This is a genomic window from Prevotella sp. CAG:592 (assembly GCF_000436015.1).
Classification (GTDB): domain Bacteria; phylum Bacteroidota; class Bacteroidia; order Bacteroidales; family Bacteroidaceae; genus Prevotella; species Prevotella pectinovora.
This window is the reverse complement of sequence record NZ_FR892490.1, coordinates 1-24,302: the sequence shown is the minus strand read 5'-3', so window position 1 is coordinate 24,302 and position 24,302 is coordinate 1. Positions and strand designations below refer to the sequence as shown.

Sequence of the window (24,302 nt, the reverse complement as noted above, 5' to 3'; positions counted from 1 at the left end):
TTGAAAATCCGCTATTATAGCGCTATAATAGCGCATTCAGCTCGCAAAGTTACAAATCTAAATTAAGATGTGCAACTTATTTTGTGGTTTAAATGCCATTATTATATAATATGTTGAAATTCTTGACTGATTTCTCTTTTCTTGGGATGATTCCTGTTTTTTTTATCTGATAATTGTCTTTGATGCGTGTGTGAAATTAGAGCGTAGCTTCGTACCTTTTCTTTCAAACAGGTGAAAGGCGTCTTCTGAAAAGTCAAAATCCGAGCAAGTCCCAATGGCCGATTCGGGCTTTATACACTTGTCCCGGATTGGGTAAGGAAGGGACAAAGTGAAATCAAACCGCTTTTGTTTTGCATTGCTCTTGAATTTGCATTACCTTTGTCCGCAAAAAACAAGAAGAAATGAAAAAGATAATTTGCTTTGCCTTGGCGCTGGCGCTGTTTTCGGCATGTGCCGACAATGGCAAGGAAGAGGCCCGGCGCATTCTCACAGAAGCCCAGGGACAATATGACAAAGGGAACTACAAAGAGTCGTTGCGGCTTGTTGACTCCCTCCGCCGCTCTCATCCCGAAGCAGTGGAAGAGAGGTGTCAGGCGCTGACACTCTATCAGGACGCATCCGAAAAACTCGCACAGTCGGAAATAGCCCGTCTCGATATGCAACTGCAGACTGCACAGTGCCGCCTGGACAGTATGGCTGCAGTGGTGGATTCGCATTCCGGAAGCAACGGCGATGCAGCCCTCGACAAGCTCGCCAGACTGCGCCAGCAGAGAGACTCCCTTCAGGTGGCGTTCGATACCCAGTGTGCTATGGTCAGACTGATAAGAGAGAAGCGCAAGGGATAGTCTGTATGCGGAAAGGGAAAAGGGGAGAAAATGCTGTGGCAATGACAAGTGGAGATTGCTTATAGTCGCTCAAATCGCCGATTTGGGTTAAAAAACTTTCCAAATCACTTGATTGTCAATATTAATGTGTAACTTTGCCCCAATATTGACTCCTGATAAGTTATTTAAAAATAAAATAAGACCCATAAACAGAGCATCATACAATGGCTAAGGAAAATCCAGAAACGGAAAAGCAGTTCAAGGAAACACTCGAAGGCTGTCGCACGCTCTTTGCGAAGAAGCTACACGACTACAATGCGTCATGGCGAATGCTCCGACCATCGTCGCTCACCGACCAGCTCCTCATCAAGGCGCGCCGCATACGCAGCATCGAGGTGAAGGGCAAGGCTATGGTTGAAGACGACATACGCTCGGAATTCGTGGCGCTGATAAACTATGGCATCGTAGGACTGATACAGCTCGAGAAAGGATTTGCCGACAGCGTGGACATCACCAACGATGAGGCCCTGGCGCTATACGACAAATATGCCTCTGAGGCCCTGCAGCTCATGCTCCGCAAGAACCACGACTACGACGAGGCGTGGCGCATGATGCGCGTGAGCAGCTATACCGATTTCATCCTGACAAAGATAGAACGAGTGAAAGAGATAGAGAACCTTGGCGGAGGAACCCTCGTTTCTGAAGGAATCGACGCCAACTATATGGACATCATAAACTACTCCGTGTTCGGAGTGATAAAACTGACATACGGGGAGTGACAAAGAGGCTGATGAACAAGGAGACGATAAAAGATATCGGAGTCAACGTGTGCCGCTTCGTGGTGGCACTGACATTCGTGTTCTCAGGCTACGTGAAGGCGGTAGACCCCATCGGAACGCAATATAAGCTGAACGACTATCTTGCCGCCGTGAATCTCGAAGGGTCCGTTCCCGACTATCTCACGCTCAGCGCCTCGGTGCTGCTGGCTGCCGTGGAACTGTCGCTTGGAATCCTCCTGCTCTTTGCCATCCGCCGCAGGCTCGTGTCCAAGTTGATACTCGCCTTCATGACGGTGATGACCGCCATAACGGTATGGATAGCTATAGCCGATCCCGTGAAAGACTGCGGATGTTTCGGCGATGCATTGAAACTCACCAACGGTGAGACGCTCCTCAAGAACATCGTGCTGCTCGCCGCCTCCATCGTCGTGTGTAAATGGCCGTGCGCCATGGTGAGGTTCATAGGCAAGGCAAACCAGTGGATAGCCATCAACTATACCATACTGTATAGCATAGCCACAAGTACATATTGCCTGTATGCACTGCCGGTATTCGACTTCCGTCCATACCACATCGGTGCCGACATACGCAAGGGGATGGAAATACCGCCCGGAGCAGAGCAGCCACAGTTTGAGACCACCTTCATACTGAAGAAAAACGGACAGACCAAGGAGTTCTCCCTCGAAAACTATCCCGACTCCACATGGACCTTCGTAGACAGCAAGACCGTGCAGACGAGCGAGGGATACGTACCGCCGATACATGACTTCAGCATGGAAGACATGACGACGGGCGACGACATGACAGACGACGTGATATCCTCCAAGGGATACACCTTCCTGCTCGTGTCGCCACATCTGGAGAATGCCAACGACTCATACTTCGGCAACATGAACCAGCTCTACGACTATGCCCAGGCGCATAAATACCGCTTCTACTGCCTCACGGCAAGCAACGCCAAGGCGATAGACCGCTGGCGGGACATGACGGGAGCCGAATATCCGTTCCTCTTCACAGACGAGACCACGCTGAAGACAATCGTCAGAAGCAATCCCGGACTGCTGTTGCTGAAAGATGGAGTGGTGATAGGCAAATGGAGCCACAACCAACTGCCGCAGCTCGACGACGAGTCGGCGCCGCTCGACAAACTGCCCGAGGGCAAGCTCTCAGTCACATCGCTGGGCAAGAAGATATGCCTGTCGCTGCTGTGGTTCTTCCTGCCGCTGTTCATCCTGTCGCTTGCCGACAGGACATGGGCATGGACGCGCCGCTTCAGAAAACAGAAGTCGGCGACAGGACAGACAGGCGGAAGTGATTCTACTGACAAAGACAACAACACCCCCGTCGCAGACGAGGGATAACATCATTTTAATTATTAGCAAAAGTAAAAGGAAATGAGAAAGAAAATTGTAGCAGGAAACTGGAAGATGAACATGAACCTGCAAGACGGAGTAGCTCTGGCAAAGGAGCTTAACGACACACTGACAGCACAGAAGCCAAACTGCGGAGTGATAATCTGCACTCCATTCATTCATCTGGCAAGCATCGCACAGTTCCTCGATCAGAGTGTAATCGGTCTTGGAGCCGAAAACTGCGCCGACAAGGAGAAGGGCGCATACACCGGCGAGGTGTCAGCAGAGATGGTGAAGAGCACCGGTGCACAGTATGTCATCATCGGCCACTCAGAGCGCAGAGGCTATTACAATGATACTCCAGAGGTACTGAAGGAGAAAGTGCTCCTGGCGCTGAAAAACGGTCTGAAGGTAATCTTCTGCATCGGCGAGAGCCTTGAGGAGCGTGAGGCAAACAAGCAGAACGAGGTTGTGAAGGCAGAACTCGAAGGAAGCGTGTTCAACCTCTCAGCAGAGGAATTCAAGAACATCATCGTTGCCTACGAGCCAATCTGGGCTATCGGTACAGGCAAGACCGCCACTGCCGACCAGGCAGAGGAGATCCACGCATACATCCGCAGCGTGATTGCCGACAAGTATGGCAAGGAAGTAGCCGACGACACTACCATCCTCTATGGTGGAAGCTGCAAGGCAAGCAACGCTCCAGAGCTGTTTGCAAAGCCAGACATCGACGGTGGACTCATCGGTGGAGCTTCTCTGAAAGCTGCCGACTTCAAGGGTATCATCGACGCACGATAATAATTGAATACGAGAGCATCCCCTGTCGCAGAATGCCTGCAAACGGCATTGGCGGCAGAGGACTCTCCTTTTTATATTAAAGCAAAAAGACAAACATGAAACAGTTCATCGCTATATTAGTATTCACGGTATGCCTCGCCACCAGCGCCAAGGCACAGACATTCCTCAACGACCTGCAGAAATCCAAGCCGGGAGAGGGAAAGATTACCGTGACGCAAAGTGCCGATATAGACAACTTGGTGAACAACGCCAAACTGAAATACGCACAGGAACAGGCCTCTAAGCAGAAGGCAGGTCAGAACGTCGTGCCTCAGGACGACAAAGACAAGAAAAACAAGACCCATGTTCCTGCCGACAAGAAAGACCACCATACGGCTGCCACGGAAAAGAAAGAAAACCACACCGCGGCTCCCAACAAGAATACTGCAGGAGAGCATCACCGTGGAGACTCCACGGAGCACAAGAACCCTTCTGCCGAAGCAAACAACACACACAGAAGCCAGGACCGCCAGCCTGTTGACAGCCAGCAGCCTGTAGACACCAGCAAGAAGATGATGCGCAACAGCCGCAAGGTGACCGGCTATCGCATCCAGGCATATTCAGGAGGAAATTCCAGAGCCGACCGCGAGAAGGCAAATCGCATAGGCAACGACATAAAGATGAAATACCCCGACCAGCCAGTCTACGTGCATTTCTATTCTCCGCGATGGATATGCCGGGTGGGCAACTTCCGGTCATACGGAGAGGCGGAACAGATTCTCAGAGGCATCAAGGCGATGGGCTACAAACAGGCTTGCATCGTGAAGGGAAAGATTACAGTGGCATACTGATCTGTCCCGTCGGCTGAGAAAAGTCAGTTCCCGCCTTTACTCCCCACAAGGAAGGGTATGACACATCGTTAATCAGTAAACTAAAATAAAACAATATAATGAATCCCGAAACAGAATTCCGCCCCGGGCTCGACCAGCTGGCGGAGAACTACAAGAGCATTCTTAACCTGCTCGGTGAAGACACGGAGCGTGAGGGACTGCTCAAGACGCCGATGCGCGTAGCCAAGGCGATGCAAGTGCTGACACGCGGATATACGCAGGACGCACACAAAGTGCTTACCGACGCACTCTTCAAGGAAGAATACAACCAGATGGTAATCGTGAAGGACATCGACTTCTTCTCGCTCTGCGAGCACCACATGCTGCCGTTCTATGGAAAGGTGCACGTGGCGTATATCCCCAACGGATACATCACCGGACTGAGCAAGATAGCGCGCGTGGTAGACATCTTCAGCCATCGTCTGCAGGTGCAGGAGAGAATGACGCAGCAGATAAAAGACTGCATCAACGAGACTTTGCATCCACAGGGCGTAATCGTGGTGGTTGAGGCTAAACACATGTGCATGCAGATGAGAGGCGTGGAGAAGCAGAACTCCATCACCACAACCAGCGACTTCTGCGGTGCCTTCGAACAGGCAAAGACCCGTCAGGAGTTCATGAACCTCATCCATAAGTGATGCCCTGCAGCCGGTGCCGGCAGTGAGGCTCGGTGGAATATCCTCCATACCAGACAGAAAAAATATACCGTTGCCATGCAATGAAATGACATCATCGGAGTTTTACAGGTAAAAAATGAAATAAAAATTATTTGTAATATGAAGAAACTAAGAAAACTACTGCCATTGATGCTTATGGCATTGATGGTCTCTATGACAATGGTGTCATGTCTCGACAGCAACGACGATGAACAGCTCTCAGACAAGGAGAAGCAGAACTGGCTCATGAACGCAGCCGGAACATACAGAGGAAAGATGTACTGGTTTGACAAGAACATCGACAAGACGAAATACCCCAAGCAGGTTGACTCGCTCGTTGTCACCACAAAGATGTCGCTCGACAACACCATCACCATCTACGACTTCCCTGTGAAGCTCTTCTTCAAGTCATTGCCTGTAACGAAGAACTATACCGAGCAGCAGCTCGCAGAACTCTCTGCCGACGAACTCGCCAAGCTGAAGCGCAACGACGAAATCGTGAAGTCTGCTGAGGAAGTGGGAACGATGGATCTGAAGATGAACTTCAGCATCTTCACCGCCAAGAACAGCTTCTTGTATTACTATGTGGCTCCAAACCCCGTAAGAATGACGCTCAACTTCGGTGGTGCATCACACGACATTGCCATCGCCTTCATCAGCATGACAAGAGGTATCTACAGTTCCAACAAGAACTATATCCAGATCTACGAGGCTGCCATCTACGACGGTAAGGACGTGAACGGCAAGGACAAGCTCCTCGACGGAAAGGCTCTCTACGACAACAACTCTACCGGAACAGAACTCCAGGATCTCATCTTCGAGTTCAACGGAGAGAAATAAAAGCATATTGCAGACATGAGATATACTGCCGCAGCAGGTTGACTACATGGATAGTCACTTGCTGCGGCAGTTTTTTTGTTTCCCCAATCCATTCTCTAAAAAACAAAATCCGCTCTTCTAAAAATCAAAATCCAAGCAAGCCCTAATGGTCGATTTGAGTTAAAATGCCACCTGTCTGTATTTTGTCATTGGCTAAATTTCATAATCTTATACAAAATCATTAACTTTGCAGCCGCTTTTATTTATATACAGTATATGAGACTATTGAGTGATGCCGAACTGGCACAAATACTTGACAAAGAAATATTCCATAAAATTTCAGATGCAGCCGACTCCCTCGGACTGGAGTGCTATGTAGTGGGGGGCTACGTGCGCGACCTCTTTCTTGAGCGCCCGTCAAACGACATTGACGTCGTGGTGGTGGGCAGTGGGATAAAGGTGGCCGACGCACTGAGGCGGTCGCTCGGCAGGAAGGCTCATATCTCCGTGTTCCGCAATTTCGGAACGGCACAGGTGAAATACAAGGGAACGGAAGTTGAGTTCGTAGGCGCCCGCCGTGAGAGCTACACCCGTGGGTCACGAAAGCCGATAGTTGAAGACGGTACGCTCGAAGACGACCAGAACCGTCGCGACTTCACCATCAATGCACTTGCCGTATGCCTGAACAAAGACCGCTTCGGCGAGCTCGTGGATCCCTTCGACGGAGTATACGACATGGAAGACGGCATCATACGCACACCCCTCGATCCCGACATCACTTTCTCCGACGACCCGCTGCGCATGCTGCGCTGCATACGTTTCGCCACACAGCTCAACTTCTTTATAGAAGAAGAGACCTTCGACGCGCTACAGCGCAATGCCGACAGGATAAAGATCATTAGCGGAGAGAGAGTGGAAGAGGAGCTGAACAAGATAATGATGACCAAGACACCGAGCAAGGGATTCGTTGACCTGCAGCGTTGCGGACTGCTGCCGCTGATAATGCCGGAGCTTAGCGCTCTCGATATCATAGAGACCAAAAACGGCAGGGCACACAAGAATAACTTCTATCACACACTTGAGGTGCTCGACAACGTTAGCCGCCGGAGCGACAATCTGTGGCTGCGCTGGGCAGCCCTCATGCACGACATCGGAAAAGCGCGCAGCAAGCGCTGGGACCCCATTGCCGGATGGACATTCCACAACCACAACTTCATCGGTGCCAAGATGGTGCCGGAGATATTCCGCAGGATGAAGCTTCCGATGGATGCCAAGATGAAATACGTGCAGAAACTCGTCGACCTGCACATGCGCCCCATCGCCATCGCCGACGATGTGGTGACCGACAGCGCCGTGCGCCGACTCATCAATGATGCCGGCGACGATATCGACGACTTGATGATTCTCTGCGAGGCAGACATCACGAGCAAAAACCAGGTGCGCAAGCAGCAGTTCCTCGAGAATTTCCGTATGGTGCGCGAGAAACTCACTGACCTTAAGGAAAAGGACTTCAAGCGCTTGCTGCAACCGGTAATCGACGGCAACGAGATAATGGAGATGTTCCATCTCAAACCATCGAGAGAGGTGGGCACGCTGAAGCAGACGCTGAAGAATGCCGTACTCGACAACAAGGTGGCTAACGAGCGAGAACCGCTGATGCAGCTGCTGATGGAAAAGGCGAAGGCTATGGGACTGTGCTGAGTCCTTTCTGATACATTGAGTGGTATCAGATTATAAACGCTCGACACATTTTTTTCAAAATCGGTCATTAGAACAAGTGGTGCATGTAAAATGCCATTAAACGTTCTAATGACCGATTTTTGTTTAAGTGAAGCATGAGCTTTTGTCTTTTCAAAAATCAACAGGAAACGTAAGCGTATCCGTGCCGCCAGTGTATACAGATGCTTATATGTGCTGGACAATTCCTGAAGCCATGAATGTCAATAAATAAGAATATCGGGCAGCGGTTGAGCGTGAAATCTGCCCAAGTGGGGCACGCTGCTTGCCCCACTTGAGAACGGTGCTTACCCAACATGGGCAAGCATGTTGCCCATTTATTGAAATATTTGTTTGGATTTCAACCCACAAACGGCATGATGGCTTGATGCAGTTTTCTGTTGCCAGTGTTCCAAAGTTCTTGTGGCGTGACCATTGTGACTGATGGCTTTTCCGTTTTCCTTAAAATTTAGTTAAAACAAAACAATAATCATTGACATGCCATCATAGTATGAAGAATAATGGCTAATTTTGCATCTGAAAACTGAAAAAAGTATTTGGGTTTTCTGTAAATGTTCCGCCGGAAGTTTGTTTTAGCATGTGAATGCCGTCAGCAGCCGGGGCGGATAAATCAAGAAAGAAATATTAGGTAGTTTTACATATATAATATACAAATCATTACATATATAATTTTACATACATAGAAAACATTAATATTATAAATAGGTATGAAGAAAAAGAGTAATTTATTTATTCTGTTGCTTGCCGCAGTGCTCGTGTCATGCGGCGGAGGCAAGAAAAGTGGAAAACCGGATTTCGGCGACGACGAATATGCGGTAAGGACAGTAGGTGTGCAGTCAGCAGAGCTGCAGACCACCTATCCTGCTACGATAAAGGGAGTGCAGGACGTGGAGATCCGTCCTAAGGTGTCTGGATTCATCACCAAGTTGTGTGTGCATGAAGGCCAGGCAGTGAAGAAAGGCCAGCTCCTCTTCGTCATCGACAACGAGACCTACCAGGCAGCCGTGCGCCAGGCAAGGGCAGCCGTGAACACAGCAAAGGCTCAGCTCAACACAGCCAAGCTGACATACTCAAACAATGAGAAGCTCTTCAAGAACAACGTTATCGGTACTTACGAGCTTCAGTCATCAAAGAACAATCTCGAGGCAGCCTATGCAGCCGTGGCACAGGCCGAAGCAGCTTATGTATCAGCCAAGCAGAACCTCGACTTCTGCTATATCACCAGTCCTGCCAACGGTGTCGTAGGCGATCTGCCATACCGTGTGGGCGCATTGGTGAGCGCTTCAAGCCAGCAGCCACTCACCACTGTGTCGAGCATCGGCACTATGCAGGTGTATTTCTCAGTAACAGAGAAAGACCTTCTGGACATGACAAAGGGCGTTGGCGGTATCAATGCTGCAATCAAGGATTATCCAGCCGTGAAGCTGCAGCTCGCTGACGGAACTGTATACAACCACGACGGACATGTGGCTACAGTGAGCGGCGTGATCGACCCTACTACAGGTACCGTTTCTATGCGTGCCGACTTCCCTAACCCTGAGCATCTGCTCAAGAGCGGCGCTTCTGGCAGCATCGTGGTGCCACATGTGTCTTCTTCGGCTATCATCATCCCGCAGGATGCCGTATCTCAGGTTCAGGACAAGTTCTTCGTATACGTAGTTGGCGAGGGCAACAAGGTGAAATACACCCCTGTGACCGTGAATCCTAACAACGACGGCAAGAACTACATCATCGAGAGTGGCCTGAAGGCAGGCGACCGTATCGTGATGAACGGTATCTCAGGTCTTACCGACGGACAGAAGATCACTCCTCTCACAGAGGCACAATATCAGGAGAAACTGAAGAAGACCGAGGCTCTGGGCGCTGACCAGGGCGACCTGAGCAAGCTGAAGAAGGCTTTCGGAAAATAAACAAGTAGAGAAGAGACGAAATGGCAAGGAGTCCTCGCATGACCCGTCAAAAAGGGTAGTGGATGATTGAGGCAGCCATGATTGCTGACAGGCAGTTGATGTAATGCTTCTTGCAGATAAGCCGGCCTGTCGGATCTCCGGCTGACTTGTCAGCTTGTCTACTTGTCAACTCGTCAACCTAAATAAAATTACAACAATGAGATTAGATACATTTATCAAACGCCCGGTGCTCTCCACCGTGATCTCTATCCTGATAGTGATACTCGGTGTCATCGGACTCATTTCGCTGCCAATCGAGCAGTACCCGAACATGGCGCCTCCTACCATCATGGTGCGTGCCTCATATACGGGTGCCAACTCGCAGACAGTGCTTAATTCCGTGCTTGCTCCTTTGGAGGAGTCAATCAACGGTGTGGAGGGAATGACATACATGACCTCTTCTGCAACAAACGACGGTTCGGCTTCCATCACAGTGTTCTTCAAGCAGGGTATGAATGCCGACATGTGTCAGGTGAACGTTCAGAACCGTGTGTCACAGGCGTCAGCTCTTCTGCCAGCCGAGGTTACCAAGGCCGGTGTGACGGTGATGAAGCGCCAGTCGTCAACGGTGATTCTTTTCGGTCTTACTGCCGACGACGACCGCTACGACGACAAGTTTCTCACCAACTATGCCAACATCAACGTCATTCCTGCCATCAAGCGTGTGAACGGTGTGGGTGAGTGTCAGTGTTTCTCCCAGAAAGACTACACCATGCGTCTCTGGATAGACCCGGTGAAGATGAAAAGCTACGGACTGATTCCTGCCGACCTCACAGGAGTGCTGGCTCAGCAGAACATCGAGGCAGCTCCTGGTTCTGTGGGCGAATCGTCTGACAACCAGTATCAGTACACCTTCCGTTACAAAGGTCGTCTGAAGACTCCAGAGGAGTTCGGCGACATGATCATAAAGTCTACACAAGACGGACAGACCATCCGTGTGAAGGACGTGGCACGCGTGGAGATGGGAGCCCTCTCATACAGCGTGGAGTCAAAGAACAACGGCAAGCCGTCTGTAACCATGATGGTGACACAGACTGCCGGTTCTAACGCTACAGAAATTGCTACAAACATCAAGAAGCTGCTGAAAGAGCAGGAAGCAACAATGCCTCCTGGCATCCACTTCGATATCATGCAGGACGTTACCGAGTTCCTCTTCGCTTCTATCGAAGACCTCATCAAGACCCTCTTCGAGGCATTCGTGCTCGTGTTCATCGTGGTGTATATCTTCTTGCAGGACACCCGTTCGACGCTCATCCCGCTTATTGCCGTGCCAGTGTCGTTGATCGGTACCTTCTTCTTCCTGTATGTGTTCGGCTTCTCGCTGAACCTCTTGACGCTCGCCGCCCTCGTGCTTGCCATCGCCATTGTGGTCGATGACGCCATCGTGGTGGTCGAGGCTGTCCATGCCAAGCTCGACCTTGGATACAAGTCGGCGACGACAGCTTCTATCGATGCCATGAACGAGATTTCGGGCGCCATCATCTCCATCACCCTCGTTATGGCATCAGTGTTCGTGCCGGTGTCTTTCATGGGTGGTACGTCAGGAACCTTCTATCGTGAGTTTGGTATAACGATGGCCATCTCCATCATCATTTCAGCCCTCAACGCCTTGACTCTTTCTCCAGCGCTTTGTGCAATGTTGCTGAAGCCTAAGAACGAGGACGGTTCAGAGCGCAAGATGTCGATGGTAGACCGTTTCCATGCTTCGTTCAATGCTGCCTATGGAAAGGTGCAGGCTAAGTACACCAAGGGCGTGCGTCGCTTGGTTGAGCGTCCGGTTATCGCAATAGGTTCTGTCATTGTCGGTATCGCAGTAATGGCAGTACTCATGTCAACCACAAAGACAGGTCTTGTGCCTGACGAAGATACAGGTACTGTATTCTGTACCGTTTCCACTCCTCCAGGAACTTCAATGAAGAAGACCAACGAGGTGATGGACGAGGTGGACCGTATGCTCGCCACCAACCCTGCCATCGCCAGCCGTATGCGTATCATGGGATACAACTTCATCGCCGGCCAGGGATCCAACCAGGGTACGTTCATCATCAAGCTGAAGTCATTCGAGGAGCGTCAGAAACTTGAGGGACCGCTGAAGTATATCGGTGTGCACAACCTCGGTTCCGGTATGGTGCTCGGTATGATATACAAGCAGACGGCAGCCATCAAGGGAGCGCAGATTCTTGCCTTCCAGCCGCCTATGGTGCAGGGATTCTCTGCTACCAACGGTATGACATTCTCTATGCAGGACCGCACCGGTGGCGATGTGAACAAGTTCTATGACATCACCCAGAAGTTCATCGGTGAGCTCAACAAGCGTCCTGAAATCAGCAATGCCATGACATCATACAACACTAAATATCCACAGTATAAGATTGATGTCGATGTGGCAAAGTGTAAGCAGAGCGGTATCGACCCAAGCACGGTGCTCACCACCATGCAGGGATACTACGGAGGTATGTATGCAAGCAACTTCAACTCATACGGTAAGCTCTACCGTGTGTATATCCAGTCAGAGCCGAAAGACCGTGCCGACCTGAAGAGTCTTGCAAACATCTACGTACGCACTCAGACTGGTCAGATGGCTCCTATCCAGGAGTATGTAAACCTGGAGCGTGTATATGGTCCACAGGAGATCGACCGTTTCAACCTGTTTACCTCTATCAACGTGAACGCTTCTGCTGCCGACGGATATTCTACCGGTGATGCCATCAAGGCTATGGACGAGGTGGCAAAGACCACATTGCCAGCCGGTTACACATACGAGTTCTCAGGTCTGACACGTACAGAGCAGGAATCAAGCAACTCCACTGCGATAATCTTCGCGTTGTGTCTCACCTTCGTATACCTGATTCTCTCGGCACAGTATGAATCGTATGTACTGCCGCTTTCGGTAATCCTCTCTATTCCGTTTGGTCTTGCCGGAGCGTTCCTCTTCACCAACATGTTTGGTAAGAACAACGACATCTACATGCAGATCGCGCTCATCATGCTTATGGGACTTCTCGCCAAGAACGCCATCCTTATCGTGCAGTTCGCCCTTGAACGCCGTCGCACGGGTATGGCCATCTCATGGTCGGCAGTGCTCGGAGCTTCTGCCCGTCTGCGTCCTATCCTGATGACTTCGCTCGCCATGATCATCGGTCTGTTGCCATTGCTCATGCCATGGGGCGTAGGCTACAACGGAAACATGACACTCGGAGCGGCAGCCGTAGGTGGTATGCTCATCGGTATGCTCTGCCAGATTATGGTCGTTCCAGCGTTGTTCTACATCTTCCAGACATTGCAGGAGAAGATCAAGCCTATCGAGTTTGAGGGCGACAATGCTTCTGTTGACTCTGAGGTGAAACAGTATACCAACCCATATGTGGCTGGTGCGCTGCAGGCAGAGATCGACAAGAACTCAAAGAAATAAAATAATATATCCAGTCCCATCGGAGAAACTCACCTCCTTTGGGTCTGGGATTATAAAAATACATTATCTATATGAAGATCAAGAGTATTATAGCTTTCGCCTCTGCCGGTCTGTTGCTTGGCAGCTGCGGAATATACAATAAATACGAGCGTCCCGACGTGAATGTGAAGGGCCTGGTGCGCGACTCCGCTTCCATCGCCGACACTCTCGCCGTAAGCGACACTACGAGCTTCGGCAACCTGCCTTGGCGCAGCGTCTTCACCGATCCTCAGCTGCAGTCGCTCATCGAGCAGGGACTGACTCACAACACCAACATGCTCAACGCTGCTCTCAACGTGAAGATGGTGGAGGAGCAGCTCATGGTGGCAAAGCTCGCTTTTGTGCCATCGTTCACGTTCTCGCCACAGGGAGTGATCTCTTCGTGGGACGGCAACAAGGCAACGAAGACATATTCACTGCCAGTGCAGGCAAGCTGGAGCATCGACCTCTTCGGCAATCTGCTGAACGTGAAGCGCAGCGCACAGATGTCGCTGCTCGCCACCAAGGATTATCAGCTCGTAGTGCAGACTGGTCTGATTTCAAACATCGCCAACATGTACTATACTCTCATGATGCTCGACAAGCAGTTGGAACTTGTAGACAACATGACAAACCTCACCAAGGAGACATGGGAAATCATGAAGCTCCAGAAGGAATTGGGACGTGTGAAGGAGACTGGCGTGCAGAGCGCCGAGTCTAACTACTATTCGGTGCAGGCACAGGCAGCCGACCTGAAGCGCCAGATTCGTGAAGTGGAGAATTCCCTCTCCCTTCTGCTCGGTCAGCCGGCACAGACAATCAGCCGCGGAAAGCTCGACGAGCAGTCGTTGCCTTCGGAATTCTCTACCGGCATCGGCATACAGCTCCTGAGCAACCGTCCCGACGTGCATTACGCCGAGATGTCGCTCGCACAGTGCTTCTACGACACCAACCAGGCTCGTTCGCGCTTCTATCCAAGCATCACAATCAGCGGTTCTGGTGCATATACCAACAGCGGTGGTGCAGGTATCGTGAACCCTGGCAAGATGTTGTGGAATGCCATAGGTAGCCTCGTGCAGCCTATCTTTGCCCACGGTCAGCTCGTGGCAGGACTCAAGGTGGCCAAGGCAAAGCAGGAACAGGCATATAACACATGGCAGAATGCCGTGCTCTCTGCCGGCAGTGAGGTGAGCAATGCCCTGGTGCTCTACAACTCTTCTGACGAGAAGTCGAAGCTGGAGCAGAAGCAGGTGGAAAGTCTCACCAAGAACGTGGAATACACCAAGCTTCTCTTCAACGAGGGCAGCAGCACCTATCTTGAGGTAATCACCGCACAGCAGAGCCTGCTCAATGCGCAGCTCTCCAAGGTGGCAGATGATTTCTACAAGATGCAGGCTGTTGTGAACCTCTACTACGCTCTCGGCGGAGGAAGAAACTAAAGTTACACACCATTTAAACTTGTATATCATGATAAGTGAAAAAGCATATATAGCCCCGGGCGCAAAGTTGGGCAAGAATGTCACTGTCTATCCTTTCGCCTATATCGAGGACGACGTTGTCATCGGCGACGACTGCGTGATTTATCCTTACGTGAGCATCATGAAGGGCACACGGATGGGAAAGGGCAACAAGGTTTATCAGAACACCGTGCTCGGTGCTGAGCCACAGGACTTCAATTTCAGTGGTGACGACACACCGCTGATTATCGGCGACGAGAACATCTTCCGTGAGAATGTTGTCATCAACCGTGCCACATTCAAGACCGGCGAGACACGTATCGGCAACCGTAACTTCTTCATGGAGGGTGTCCACGTGTCTCACGACACAAAGGTTGACGACTACTGCACATTCGGATATGGTACTAAGGTTGCCGGCGACTGCGAAATCCACAGTGCCGTAATCTTCTCTTCCGGTGTTATCGTAAACGCCAATGTGCGTGTGGGTGGAGCCTCGATGGTCACCGGCGGTGTGCGCATCAGCAAAGACGTACCTCCGTTTATCGTAGCCACTGACAACCCAGTGCGCTACGGAGGAGTAAACGAGGCCCTTCTCCACAATTCTGGCATTGAACCAAAGGTGGTAGGCCATATCGCCAATGCCTATCGCCTCGTGTTCCACGGACAGACGAGCGTGTTTGATGCCATAAACCAGATCAAGGAACAGGTGCCGCCAGGCAAGGAGATTGAATCTATAGTTGCGTTCCTTGAAGCATCTAAGATTGGAATTATAAGTAAAATGTAAATCATACCTAATATTTTTTCATAGCATGGTTTTTGTAGGGAATTGGCCGCGAGGTTAGTTCCCTATTTTCGTAGTATTGAGGTATGCCGGGCTTCTCTTGTCCGGATAGCTGTCGGTCATAAAATGCTTCCACAAAGCGCTCTGTATATGCAGACGGCGTTGAGTCGCTGCCGGCAGTTGAGACAATGGCAAAGGGCAACAGACCGACATATTCGCTGCCGTTCTCAGAAGACTTCACCGGCGGACTGACACCAGAAAACTGGATTATCGAGAAACTCGACGGCAAGATGCAGGACCAGTATCTGTGGCGCTTCGACAATTGGTATGAGATTCCTGTCACAAGCGGCAACTTCGAAGGAGACTTCGCTTCAATATCATCAGCAGTGGCAGGATACACACTGGTATGGGCAGTTCTCGACACACCACCACTCGTTCGCGGAGAACTGAAAGACGGTGAGAAGACATTCCTGGAGTTTGACATCGACTACTACAATGCCACGACAAAGAAGAGCACTGAGGCTGGAGTATACTATTCATACAACGCAGTGGAATGGGCGCCAATCGAAACGCTGAAGGGATATACCGCCGAAGACCTTGCTGACGGTGAGACAACGAAACCTGAACATAAGGTATACGACATCACCAAATGCTTCACTGATGACACCACGCCGGTATATATCGCATGGCAGTATAAGGGCAAGCTCGCACAGCACATGGCAATCGACAACGTGAGAGTTTACAACGGAGAGTCGGCTTCTATCGCAGCTGCCAATGCAGACATGAAATTCCGTGTTGAGGGCAACGCCATCGTAGTGGGCGGTATGGCAGGCAACGTCAGTGTATGCACACCAAGCGGAATGTGTCTCGCCGAGGCAAGACTCAATGCCGGTGACACAGCAACGCTGCCACTCGCCAAGGGTGTGAACATCATCTCCATCCGCACGGCAGACGGTGTGAAGACAATGAAGATCAACAAATAAATGACGATGAATGATAAATGACAATAAGGAATTAAAGGTAAGTTTTAAACATGCGAAAAGAAAAATCGGCAATTTGACTTTTTGAGATTTCGCCGATCATAAGCAATAAAATGTGCATAGTCTCTACCGTGATGGCAGGGGCTATGTTTTTTTATGCTCTGACCCATGCCCGTTTTGCTTGTCATGTGTTCCGACAGATTCAGAACTGTATACTCTTATCTTTTACCGTCATTTATCTTTTGCCGTCATTCATGTCCGCTCTTTATGCATTAATGTTACTTTTTACAATAATAAAGATGCTTATTCAAATATTTTGCCTAACTTTGCCCCGAACTATTTATATCTACTAACAAGCTAATCAAAAAAACATAAACAGGAAAATACAATGGAACAAGTATTCGGCTACATTATCAGTCTGGGTGCAAGTGTTATGATGCCTATCATCTTCACCATCATCGGACTGTGTATCGGTATGAAATTCGGCAAGGCACTCAAGTCGGGGCTCTTTGTCGGTGTGGGATTCGTAGGATTGGGAGTGGTGACGTCATTGCTGACCACCAATTTCAACGACCCGCTGAAGGGAATCTCAGACATCTATCACCTGCAGCTCAACGTTTTTGATATGGGTTGGCCGGCAGCAGCTGCCGTGGCATACAACACCGCCGTGGGAGCGCTCATCATCCCCATCTGTCTGGGAGTGAACTTCCTGATGGTCATTACCAAGACCACACGCACGGTGAACATCGACCTCTGGAACTACTGGCATTTCGCCTTTATCGGAGCCGTGGCTTATTTCGTGATGGGTGAGAGTCTGCTTTGGGGATATTTCGCTGCCATCGTTTGCTATATCATCACTCTGGTATGCGCAGACCTGACGGCAGAGAAATTCCAGAAATACTACGACCTCGAAGGAATCTCCATTCCTCAGCCGTTCTGTCAGAGCTTCATGCCCTTCGCCATCGTGTTTGACAAGTTGCTCAACCTCATCCCGGGCTTCTCTAAACTCGATATCGACGCAGAAGGACTGAAGAAGAAGTTCGGTGTGCTCGGCGAGCCCCTCGTCCTGGGAGTGATCGTGGGTATGCTCATCGGATGGGCAGCACAGCTCGACATCAAGAAGATACTCTTCCTTGGCGTCACCATGGGAGCCGTGATGGAACTCATCCCCCGTATCACCTCGCTTTTCATCGAAGGACTGAAGCCTATTTCAGAGAAGACACAAGAACTGGTGAAGACCAAGTTCAACGGCAAGAAGGTGCATATCGGCATGAGTCCGGCTCTTGTTATCGGGCATCCCACGACTCTCGTGGTGTCTATAATCCTCATTCCCGTGATTCTCGCTTTGGCAGTGTTCCTGCCCGGCAACCAGTTCCTGCCGCTGGCATCGCTCGCCGGAATGTTCTACCTCTTCCCGATGGTATTGCCGTTCACCAAGGGCAATGTGGTGAAGACGCTCATCATCGGACTCGTGGCTCTCGTCATCGGCCTGTATTTCGTTACCGACATGGCACCCGACTTCACAATGGCAGCAAAGCATGTGTTTGATGCCACTGGCGACAAGGCAGCCGAGATACCGGAAGGATTCTCCGGCGGTGCGCTTGATTTCGCCTCTTCTCTCTTCGGTTGGGTAATCTATCGTGGCATCAAGCTGCAGTATCTCGGTATGGGAGTATTGACGGTGATAACCCTTGCCCTCATGTTCATAAACAACAGACGAATCGTGAAGGAAGACAGAGAGGCAAAGAAAGACTAATTGAAGCAGGTGGGTATGCCATACAATGTGGCAGATCTGCATATAATATAAATCAAAAAACTATCAAGATAATGAAGAAACTATTGTTGTCTACAGCCCTTGCGGCTACTACTCTGTGTGCCAATGCACAGACAGACTATTCTATCCAGACGGCTTGCAATCCATTGGACGTGAAGACATACGACACCGACCGCCTGCGTAGTGCGTTCACAATGCAGAATGTGATGGAGGCAAACAAGATCCACCTCACATATTCAATGTACGACCGTCTCGTTTTCGGAGGAGCAGTGCCAGTAGGCGAAGTGCTGAAGCTCGAAGCCATCGACCCTCTGAAGGCACCATATTTCTGTTACAACCGTGAGGTGGGAATCATCAATACCAGCAAGGGTGTTGGTGTGGTGACCGTTGACGGCAAGCAGTATGAACTGCATTTCAAGGATGCTCTCTATGTGGGCCGCGGTTCAAAGGAAATCACCTTCGCAAGCAAGGACGCACAGAACCCAGCCAAGTTCTATATCAATTCCACTACTGCCCACAAGGCATATCCTACACAGATGATTGTATGCAACGATGCAGCTCGCGCCAAGAAACTGAAGTGCTTGAACTCAAACAGCTTCCATGCCGGAAAAATGGAAGAGAGCAACGACCGCGTCATCAACCAGCTGATTGTAAACAACGTGCTCTCTGAGAAGAACGGCGGCAAGGGCGGTCCATGCCAGTTGCAGATGGGACTCACCGAGTTGGCTCCAGGTTCAGTATGGAACACTATGCCAGCCCATACCCACGGCCGTCGTGTGGAGGCATACTATTATTTCAATCTGCCTGAGGGTAACGCCATCGCCCATTTCATGGGAGAGCCACAGGAGACCCGCGTAATCTGGCTGCACAATGAGCAGGCTGTGATGTCTCCGGAGTGGAGCGTACACTGCGCTTCTGCCACAAGCAACTATATGTTCGTCTGGGGCATGGGCGGAGAGAATCTTGACTATGGCGACATGGACAAGATACCTTATGTGGAAATGAAGTAATCCCTATGTGGATATGAAGTAAAACCTAAACGGCCTAATGACCGATTGGGAATAATCCCCTATCGACATTAGACCGTTTTTTTATAACTGCTTGCAGCCTTTTGTATTTTGCAAGGCATTTGGGCAAGTATACGGATTGACGGGTAGACGAGTAAAGAGTCTGCCCGTCAATTCGTTTTTACTATCTGGTTGTAGTAAGGATATGGTATTTCGATGCCCTCCTTGTCGAAGCGCTCCTTGATGCTCTTTAAGAGGTCGTATTTCATCACCGTGGCGTTTACAGCCGTTGCCGCCCATGCCCATGCACGCAGCGTTATGGCAGAGTCGCCGAGATTCACCACGCGTATCACCACCTCAGGCACGTCCGCCTTCTTCTCTTCCTCCGTGCGGTGGTCTAAAAGCAGCGGGTGCTTCATTATCTCCTGCCGCATCACGTCGATTGCCCCGTCCAGGTTGGTGTCGTAAGACACGCCGATGTCGATGAACGCACAGGTGGAACTGTCGCCATACGAGGAGTTTATTATCGTGGCAGAGTTTATCTTGCTGTTAGGAATCAGAATCATGCGGTTCTCCACGTTGCGTATTATGGTGTGGCGCAGCGTTATCTCGATTACCGTCCCCACCACGTCGTCGTCAACCCGTATGAAATCCCCCACCTTGAACGGGCGGGTGAAGATGATGAACAGTCCGCCTACGATGTTCGACAGTGCCTCTTGTGATGCAAGACCCACCGCCATGGCGAGGATTCCTGCACTGGCGAGTATGGAGTTGCTTATCTTCTCCATTCCCGGTATGAGCGAGAGAAATGAGGCGCATCCGATGATGTATATCGCCGTGACCACTATCTGCCTGAGAAACATCACCTTCGTCACGTCCATTCCCTTCTCCGCCTGTTTGCGCATCGTATGGCGGAACAGGTATTTGGCTATCGCCGAGAGCACTCTTACGATGATGTATATCACAACGAGCTTTATGCCGAAGATTATGGCGTCTTCGAGTCGGATGTTCATATGAGACTTGTCGAGCAGCTCCTTCACGGAGTGTTCGGGAACCTTCTCGATTTCCTTGATGGTCAAGGTGGCGGCGAGGAATAGACTGTTCATGATTGTGTTTGGGTTTTAATTGGGATTTAATATGATGCCGTGCATGGGATTCCCATGGCTGTCACGCGGTCGCGTATGCCGTCAAGCTCCTCGTGGGTAGCTTTCAGCAGGCCCTTTGCCGGAGTTTCGCGGTCGATGGTGTATACCATCACCTCCATCGGCTTGATGCGCTCCACAGCCTTGAGCCACGGTTCGATGTATTCCTCCTTCACGTTGCTCATGTCCACGCCGTCTGCTTGCCCTTTCATGAACATCGTCTGGATTATGACATGGCCTTTGAAGGCGGAGAGCCTCTCGATGATGTCCTCCACGTTGTAGTTCGGCTGCTGCGGACGGTCCACCTTCTTGATGTATTCTATGCTTACGGTGTCGAGTTTCAGTATGTTGTTGTCAACGCGCATCAGTGCCTCGTGCACCTGCTTGTGGTGGAGCATGGTGCTGTTGCTCAATACCGATACCTTTGCCTGCGGGCAGTATTTGTCGCGCAGTCTTATAGTGTCGTCAATGATTTCGGCGAAATGCGGATGCGCCGTAGGTTCACCGTTGCCGGCAAATGTCAGCACATCGGGCTTCGGTCCGTTTTCTGCCATCTCCTTCAGCTTGGCTTCCAGGGCGGCAGCCACTTCCTCGCGAGTGGGGCGTGGAAGGGTGGGGTGGTGGTCGGCGTTGAAGCCGCATTCGCAGTAGATGCAGTCGAATGTGCACACCTTTCCGTCGGCTGGCATAAGGTTGATACCTAAAGAAACACCGAGTCGGCGACTGTGTATCGGTCCGAAAATCGGTGATGGATATATTACTGTACTCATGGTAAGATGTTTTTTTTGTATGTTTCTATTTGTCATGCAAATATACACACTATTTCTAACACCAAGAAGAAAACAATTGTTTTTATCCCAAATATGGGCTTCATTGCAGCATGAATCCAATACGGATAATTGTAAGGAAACCCGTTGGCGGAATTAATTCAATCGATATGAGTAAAAGTTGTTCATAACACTGATTTTCAGTAAAAACAAGAATTTCAAAAAAAACTGTCAGATCATCTGGTTTTCCGTCGTAATGTTCTGACAACCAGATAGATGACCGTCTTTCGATTGTCAACCAATTGTCTGGATGGTTTGTCGGGTGCGCCCGACGATATACAATGTCGCAGCCATGAAATGTCCAAAGCCAGTTGAGCAGCGGCTCTGTATTCTTCCTTCATAGACGCTGCAGAGTCGCCATATAGTTCGCCTACCGACCTCACCTCATCGCTCGTCTGATAAGGAGATAGGTTGGAAGTGTATTTCTTTCTGAACATATCCGAAGCCATTCCCCATGACAAGGATGCTTTTTTATCTCCATGGCATCATATGCCGGCATAAGGTCCGACAGGTTTATGCCGCCCTTATCTAATATATAAGGTTGCATATCGGGCAAAAGTTCCATATCTCCATCAATTACATAGCAAACATTTTGTTCTGATGCCTTGTCTGTCAGTTCATATCTCACTCTGAGTTCAATGGCAGAACTGATAGGCAGGAGTAATATGCCACATTCACGACTCACCGCATTCTGTGTATCGGGGTGTGACAGAAATCTGTCTGCGTTTCTCACTATTGTCAGACGGGAACGCGCATCTGCCACTCGTCCTTTTATCCTTTTCGCCAGTTCATCCATCGATTCTTACTGTCAGAATGTGTTTTAATCTGGTACTACACTTTTGCCTTTATATCTCATTTGTCTTCTGTTCTATGTTTCTATCGTCAGCACTTCATGTTAAAGAAATCGGGATTTCTTAACATGTTATTCATATCATGTTAAGAAAATCGGGATTTCTTAACACGTTATTCGGGTCATGTTAAGGATTTGGCGATTTTTCAACATGAACAGATTCAACACCATCTGTATTATCAGCCTCTTGTTGTTCACTGAAGGTAAGAAAGAGTTCCATCAACTTAGTGTTGATGTAATAATTCTCTTTGCCCATGCGCTCCTTCTGCAGTAAGCCAAGCGAAGCAAGTCTATCGAGATATTTCGCTGCGGTTTGTCTTGATACCTGCATATTGCTCTCCAAATGGCCAATCTTAGTATATGGATGATAAAAGAGACCGTTGAGAAGCTCATGGCTATACTTTCCTCCAAAGGCTGGACGTATAATATTCTTATATTCCGTCATCAGTTTACCTATATTCTTAACAAGCGCAATGGTTTCCTCCGCGGTCTGTTCCACACCGCGAAGCATATATAGAATCCACGCTTCCCACTGGGCAGAATTGTCGCCAGTCGCATTTCTTATGGCTTGAATACGCTCATAATACTCAGCCTTGTTGTGAGTGATATACCTACTAAGATAGAGTATGGGCAAATCAAGCAGTCCTGAAGTGACAAGATAGAGGATGTTTACAATGCGTCCCGTACGTCCGTTGCCATCATAGAAGGGATGAATGCTCTCAAACTGGTGGTGTATGATAGCCATTTTCACCAGTGGGTCGATCGGGCAAAGCTCATCATCATTGATGAATTGTTCGAGGTTACTCATCAACTCCACTATACGCTGACCGTCCTGTGGTGGGGTATAAATGACGGCTCCATCGCTGCTTCGTTTTAGTTGTGTACCTGGTGTTGTACGGAAGCCTGCTGAGTTTTGTTCAAGCACCTCCTGTATACGTTTTATGTCATTAAGTGCGAGGATGTTCTTATTTCTTACCAGTTTGAACCCCTCATTGATAGCTTCACGATAAAACAGCACCTCCTTAGTGGCCGCGCCTATGAGTGTAAAATTCGCATCGAGGCCTGCACGATAAAGATCGTCCTGTGTGGTTACTATATTTTCTACTGCCGAACTATCTTTTGCTTCTTGCAGCGTGAGACTGCTTATAAGAATGCGTTCATTGGGTATGGCCTGTGCCACGCCCTTTAATTCTGCAAGTTTTCGGTTGGCCTTGTTAGCCTGTCGCAACACAGTCTTAGTTTCAAGGTCATAAGGCAGTGGCAAAAGTGGTATTTTGTATGATGCCATATCTTTATACTTTTTATTTATTCCATTCCGCTACACTAATAATGGTGTTCCCTTTTTCGCATACAACAGGAAGATGAGCAAGATGCTCCTCCACAAAATCCCATATATTTCGAGAATTGTTCATGTCAGATATAGCTTGTATTCTCTCAGATGGTTTGTTGCAAGATATGGTAAGGTCTTGCTTACCTGCCTCTCAGATGGCTTGTAGCAAGTGATGACGAGGTCTTGCTTCACGGCAGTGGTGGTAGTGGTCGGCGTTGAAGCCGCATTCGCAGTAGATGCAGTCGAATGTGCACACCTTTCCGTCGGCTGGCATAAGGTTGATACCTAAAGAAACACCGAGTCGGCGACTGTGTATCGGTCCGAAAATCGGTGATGGATATATTACTGTACTCATGGTAAGATGTTTTTTTTGTATGTTTCTATTTGTCATGCAAATATACACACTATTTCTAACACCAAGAAGAAAACAATTGTTTTAGTGACGGTGAAAAAATAGATTGGTATGATTTGAGCCTCATATCTTTAGATGAAGTTGACACCTTATTGGGATGTTACATTTCTCACTCAAATCGTACCGCGTTATTATTTTACCTCCTCGAAATGCACACTGTCTATAAACAAGCTATTTGCGTGAGCGTGCTGCAAATGTGCTGCAAAACTCGTGCTAACGAGAGAAAAGAAAACTTGCTTTCTTTTCCGAGTGCAGCCGAGTTTGACCTTGGTCAAATATGGAAATAAACAACGATAAGCAAACACGCACTCAACTGCTGTAAAGGTAGTATTTTTACTTGTAAATGCCTTAAAGAAATGAACATTTTCTTTAGAACCAAAATAAGTCAATCACAAAAATGCCGAATGACTCACCACAAAAACACCGAATGGATTACCACAAAAATACCGAATAGTTTTGTGGTTTAAACAAAAGTCGAATGCAGAAGCTTTGGAAACACAACTTAAGACCTTTGGTTTCATATTTGAGC

General features: G+C 49.3%; 19 protein-coding genes and 1 pseudogene. 15 read left to right on the top strand and 5 right to left on the bottom strand.

The genetic code is table 11. From position 1 onward, the window contains the following. The first annotated feature begins 401 nt into the window (after window positions 1-401). The 15 genes from QVO99_RS00730 (at window position 402) to kduI (ending at window position 19,215) form a co-directional block, all read left to right on the top strand. Window positions 402-845, top strand: coding sequence for a hypothetical protein (locus QVO99_RS00730; RefSeq protein WP_022315669.1), 444 nt, complete (start codon window positions 402-404; stop codon window positions 843-845). Between the two features lie 203 nt (window positions 846-1,048). Beyond that, window positions 1,049-1,603: a DUF1599 domain-containing protein gene (locus QVO99_RS00725; protein WP_022315668.1), complete on the top strand. Its 555-nt coding sequence runs from the start codon at window positions 1,049-1,051 to the stop codon at window positions 1,601-1,603. Continuing rightward, window positions 1,600-2,964: a BT_3928 family protein gene (locus tag QVO99_RS11130; RefSeq protein WP_022315667.1), complete on the top strand. Its 1,365-nt coding sequence runs from the start codon at window positions 1,600-1,602 to the stop codon at window positions 2,962-2,964. Before QVO99_RS00725 ends, QVO99_RS11130 begins: the two co-directional genes overlap by 4 nt. A 33-nt stretch (window positions 2,965-2,997) precedes the next feature. Continuing rightward, entirely contained in the window at window positions 2,998-3,753 is a 756-nt protein-coding gene (tpiA, locus tag QVO99_RS11125; RefSeq protein ID WP_022315666.1) for a triose-phosphate isomerase, read from the top strand. A gap of 95 nt (window positions 3,754-3,848) precedes the next feature. Beyond that, on the top strand, window positions 3,849-4,583 hold the full coding sequence (locus QVO99_RS00710; protein ID WP_022315665.1) for an SPOR domain-containing protein: 735 nt from the start codon (window positions 3,849-3,851) through the stop codon (window positions 4,581-4,583). 98 nt (window positions 4,584-4,681) lie between these two features. Continuing rightward, a complete protein-coding gene (gene folE / locus QVO99_RS00705) occupies window positions 4,682-5,260 on the top strand; it encodes a GTP cyclohydrolase I FolE (protein ID WP_022315664.1) in 579 nt (192 codons plus the stop codon). A gap of 138 nt (window positions 5,261-5,398) precedes the next feature. Beyond that, the gene (locus QVO99_RS00700; protein WP_022315663.1) at window positions 5,399-6,118 is read left to right on the top strand and encodes a DUF4840 domain-containing protein; all 720 of its coding nucleotides are present in this window, start codon (window positions 5,399-5,401) and stop codon (window positions 6,116-6,118) included. Window positions 6,119-6,373: 255 nt separating this feature from the next. Next, on the top strand, window positions 6,374-7,798 hold the full coding sequence (locus tag QVO99_RS00695) for a CCA tRNA nucleotidyltransferase (protein ID WP_022315662.1): 1,425 nt from the start codon (window positions 6,374-6,376) through the stop codon (window positions 7,796-7,798). 743 nt (window positions 7,799-8,541) lie between these two features. Further along, window positions 8,542-9,744 carry an efflux RND transporter periplasmic adaptor subunit gene (locus tag QVO99_RS00690; RefSeq protein WP_022315661.1) on the top strand — a complete coding sequence of 401 codons (1,203 nt, stop codon included), beginning with the start codon at window positions 8,542-8,544 and terminating at the stop codon, window positions 9,742-9,744. 196 nt (window positions 9,745-9,940) lie between these two features. Beyond that, window positions 9,941-13,195 carry an efflux RND transporter permease subunit gene (locus tag QVO99_RS00685; RefSeq protein ID WP_022315660.1) on the top strand — a complete coding sequence of 1,085 codons (3,255 nt, stop codon included), beginning with the start codon at window positions 9,941-9,943 and terminating at the stop codon, window positions 13,193-13,195. 71 nt (window positions 13,196-13,266) lie between these two features. Beyond that, a complete protein-coding gene (locus QVO99_RS00680) occupies window positions 13,267-14,652 on the top strand; it encodes an efflux transporter outer membrane subunit (protein WP_022315659.1) in 1,386 nt (461 codons plus the stop codon). 28 nt (window positions 14,653-14,680) lie between these two features. Next, a complete protein-coding gene (gene lpxA / locus QVO99_RS00675) occupies window positions 14,681-15,454 on the top strand; it encodes an acyl-ACP--UDP-N-acetylglucosamine O-acyltransferase (protein ID WP_022315658.1) in 774 nt (257 codons plus the stop codon). A gap of 185 nt (window positions 15,455-15,639) precedes the next feature. Beyond that, window positions 15,640-16,434 carry a hypothetical protein gene (locus QVO99_RS00670; RefSeq protein ID WP_022315657.1) on the top strand — a complete coding sequence of 265 codons (795 nt, stop codon included), beginning with the start codon at window positions 15,640-15,642 and terminating at the stop codon, window positions 16,432-16,434. 385 nt (window positions 16,435-16,819) lie between these two features. Then, a complete protein-coding gene (locus QVO99_RS00665) occupies window positions 16,820-18,187 on the top strand; it encodes a PTS galactitol transporter subunit IIC (RefSeq protein WP_022315656.1) in 1,368 nt (455 codons plus the stop codon). Between the two features lie 71 nt (window positions 18,188-18,258). Next, window positions 18,259-19,215 (top strand): 5-dehydro-4-deoxy-D-glucuronate isomerase, encoded by a 957-nt coding sequence (gene kduI / locus QVO99_RS00660; RefSeq protein ID WP_022315655.1) that lies wholly within the window; start codon window positions 18,259-18,261, stop codon window positions 19,213-19,215. Between the two features lie 167 nt (window positions 19,216-19,382). On the opposite strand, the gene QVO99_RS00655 is transcribed toward kduI, so the two are convergent. The 5 genes and pseudogenes from QVO99_RS00655 to QVO99_RS00635 form a co-directional block, all read right to left on the bottom strand. Beyond that, a complete protein-coding gene (locus tag QVO99_RS00655) occupies window positions 19,383-20,318 on the bottom strand; it encodes a mechanosensitive ion channel family protein (RefSeq protein WP_022315654.1) in 936 nt (311 codons plus the stop codon). Window positions 20,319-20,344: 26 nt separating this feature from the next. Then, complete coding sequence (locus QVO99_RS00650; RefSeq protein WP_022315653.1) at window positions 20,345-21,124, bottom strand: radical SAM protein; 780 nt, start codon at window positions 21,122-21,124, stop codon at window positions 20,345-20,347. A gap of 436 nt (window positions 21,125-21,560) precedes the next feature. Continuing rightward, entirely contained in the window at window positions 21,561-21,977 is a 417-nt protein-coding gene (locus tag QVO99_RS00645) for a hypothetical protein (RefSeq protein WP_022315652.1), read from the bottom strand. Window positions 21,978-22,158: 181 nt separating this feature from the next. Next, window positions 22,159-23,319, bottom strand: a complete 1,161-nt coding sequence (locus QVO99_RS00640; protein WP_022315651.1) for a Fic family protein — start codon at window positions 23,317-23,319, stop codon at window positions 22,159-22,161. Between the two features lie 232 nt (window positions 23,320-23,551). Beyond that, a pseudogene (locus tag QVO99_RS00635) lies at window positions 23,552-23,716 on the bottom strand (radical SAM protein); the annotation flags it as partial. Between the last annotated feature and the right edge of the window lie 586 nt (window positions 23,717-24,302).

Excerpts from the sequence above, each read along its gene's own strand:
- QVO99_RS00645 (WP_022315652.1), bottom strand. The coding sequence starts at position 21,977 with ATGGATGAACTGGCGAAAAGGATAAAAGGACGAGTGGCAGATGCGCGT.
- tpiA (WP_022315666.1), top strand. The coding sequence starts at position 2,998 with ATGAGAAAGAAAATTGTAGCAGGAAACTGGAAGATGAACATGAACCTG.
- QVO99_RS00725 (WP_022315668.1), top strand. The coding sequence starts at position 1,049 with ATGGCTAAGGAAAATCCAGAAACGGAAAAGCAGTTCAAGGAAACACTC.
- QVO99_RS00650 (WP_022315653.1), bottom strand. The coding sequence starts at position 21,124 with ATGAGTACAGTAATATATCCATCACCGATTTTCGGACCGATACACAGT.
- QVO99_RS00665 (WP_022315656.1), top strand. The coding sequence starts at position 16,820 with ATGGAACAAGTATTCGGCTACATTATCAGTCTGGGTGCAAGTGTTATG.
- QVO99_RS00695 (WP_022315662.1), top strand. The coding sequence starts at position 6,374 with ATGAGACTATTGAGTGATGCCGAACTGGCACAAATACTTGACAAAGAA.
- QVO99_RS00690 (WP_022315661.1), top strand. The coding sequence starts at position 8,542 with ATGAAGAAAAAGAGTAATTTATTTATTCTGTTGCTTGCCGCAGTGCTC.
- QVO99_RS00710 (WP_022315665.1), top strand. The coding sequence starts at position 3,849 with ATGAAACAGTTCATCGCTATATTAGTATTCACGGTATGCCTCGCCACC.
- QVO99_RS00670 (WP_022315657.1), top strand. The coding sequence starts at position 15,640 with ATGGCAAAGGGCAACAGACCGACATATTCGCTGCCGTTCTCAGAAGAC.
- QVO99_RS00655 (WP_022315654.1), bottom strand. The coding sequence starts at position 20,318 with ATGAACAGTCTATTCCTCGCCGCCACCTTGACCATCAAGGAAATCGAG.
- folE (WP_022315664.1), top strand. The coding sequence starts at position 4,682 with ATGAATCCCGAAACAGAATTCCGCCCCGGGCTCGACCAGCTGGCGGAG.
- QVO99_RS00700 (WP_022315663.1), top strand. The coding sequence starts at position 5,399 with ATGAAGAAACTAAGAAAACTACTGCCATTGATGCTTATGGCATTGATG.
- QVO99_RS00640 (WP_022315651.1), bottom strand. The coding sequence starts at position 23,319 with ATGGCATCATACAAAATACCACTTTTGCCACTGCCTTATGACCTTGAA.
- lpxA (WP_022315658.1), top strand. The coding sequence starts at position 14,681 with ATGATAAGTGAAAAAGCATATATAGCCCCGGGCGCAAAGTTGGGCAAG.
- QVO99_RS00730 (WP_022315669.1), top strand. The coding sequence starts at position 402 with ATGAAAAAGATAATTTGCTTTGCCTTGGCGCTGGCGCTGTTTTCGGCA.
- QVO99_RS00680 (WP_022315659.1), top strand. The coding sequence starts at position 13,267 with ATGAAGATCAAGAGTATTATAGCTTTCGCCTCTGCCGGTCTGTTGCTT.
- kduI (WP_022315655.1), top strand. The coding sequence starts at position 18,259 with ATGAAGAAACTATTGTTGTCTACAGCCCTTGCGGCTACTACTCTGTGT.
- QVO99_RS00685 (WP_022315660.1), top strand. The coding sequence starts at position 9,941 with ATGAGATTAGATACATTTATCAAACGCCCGGTGCTCTCCACCGTGATC.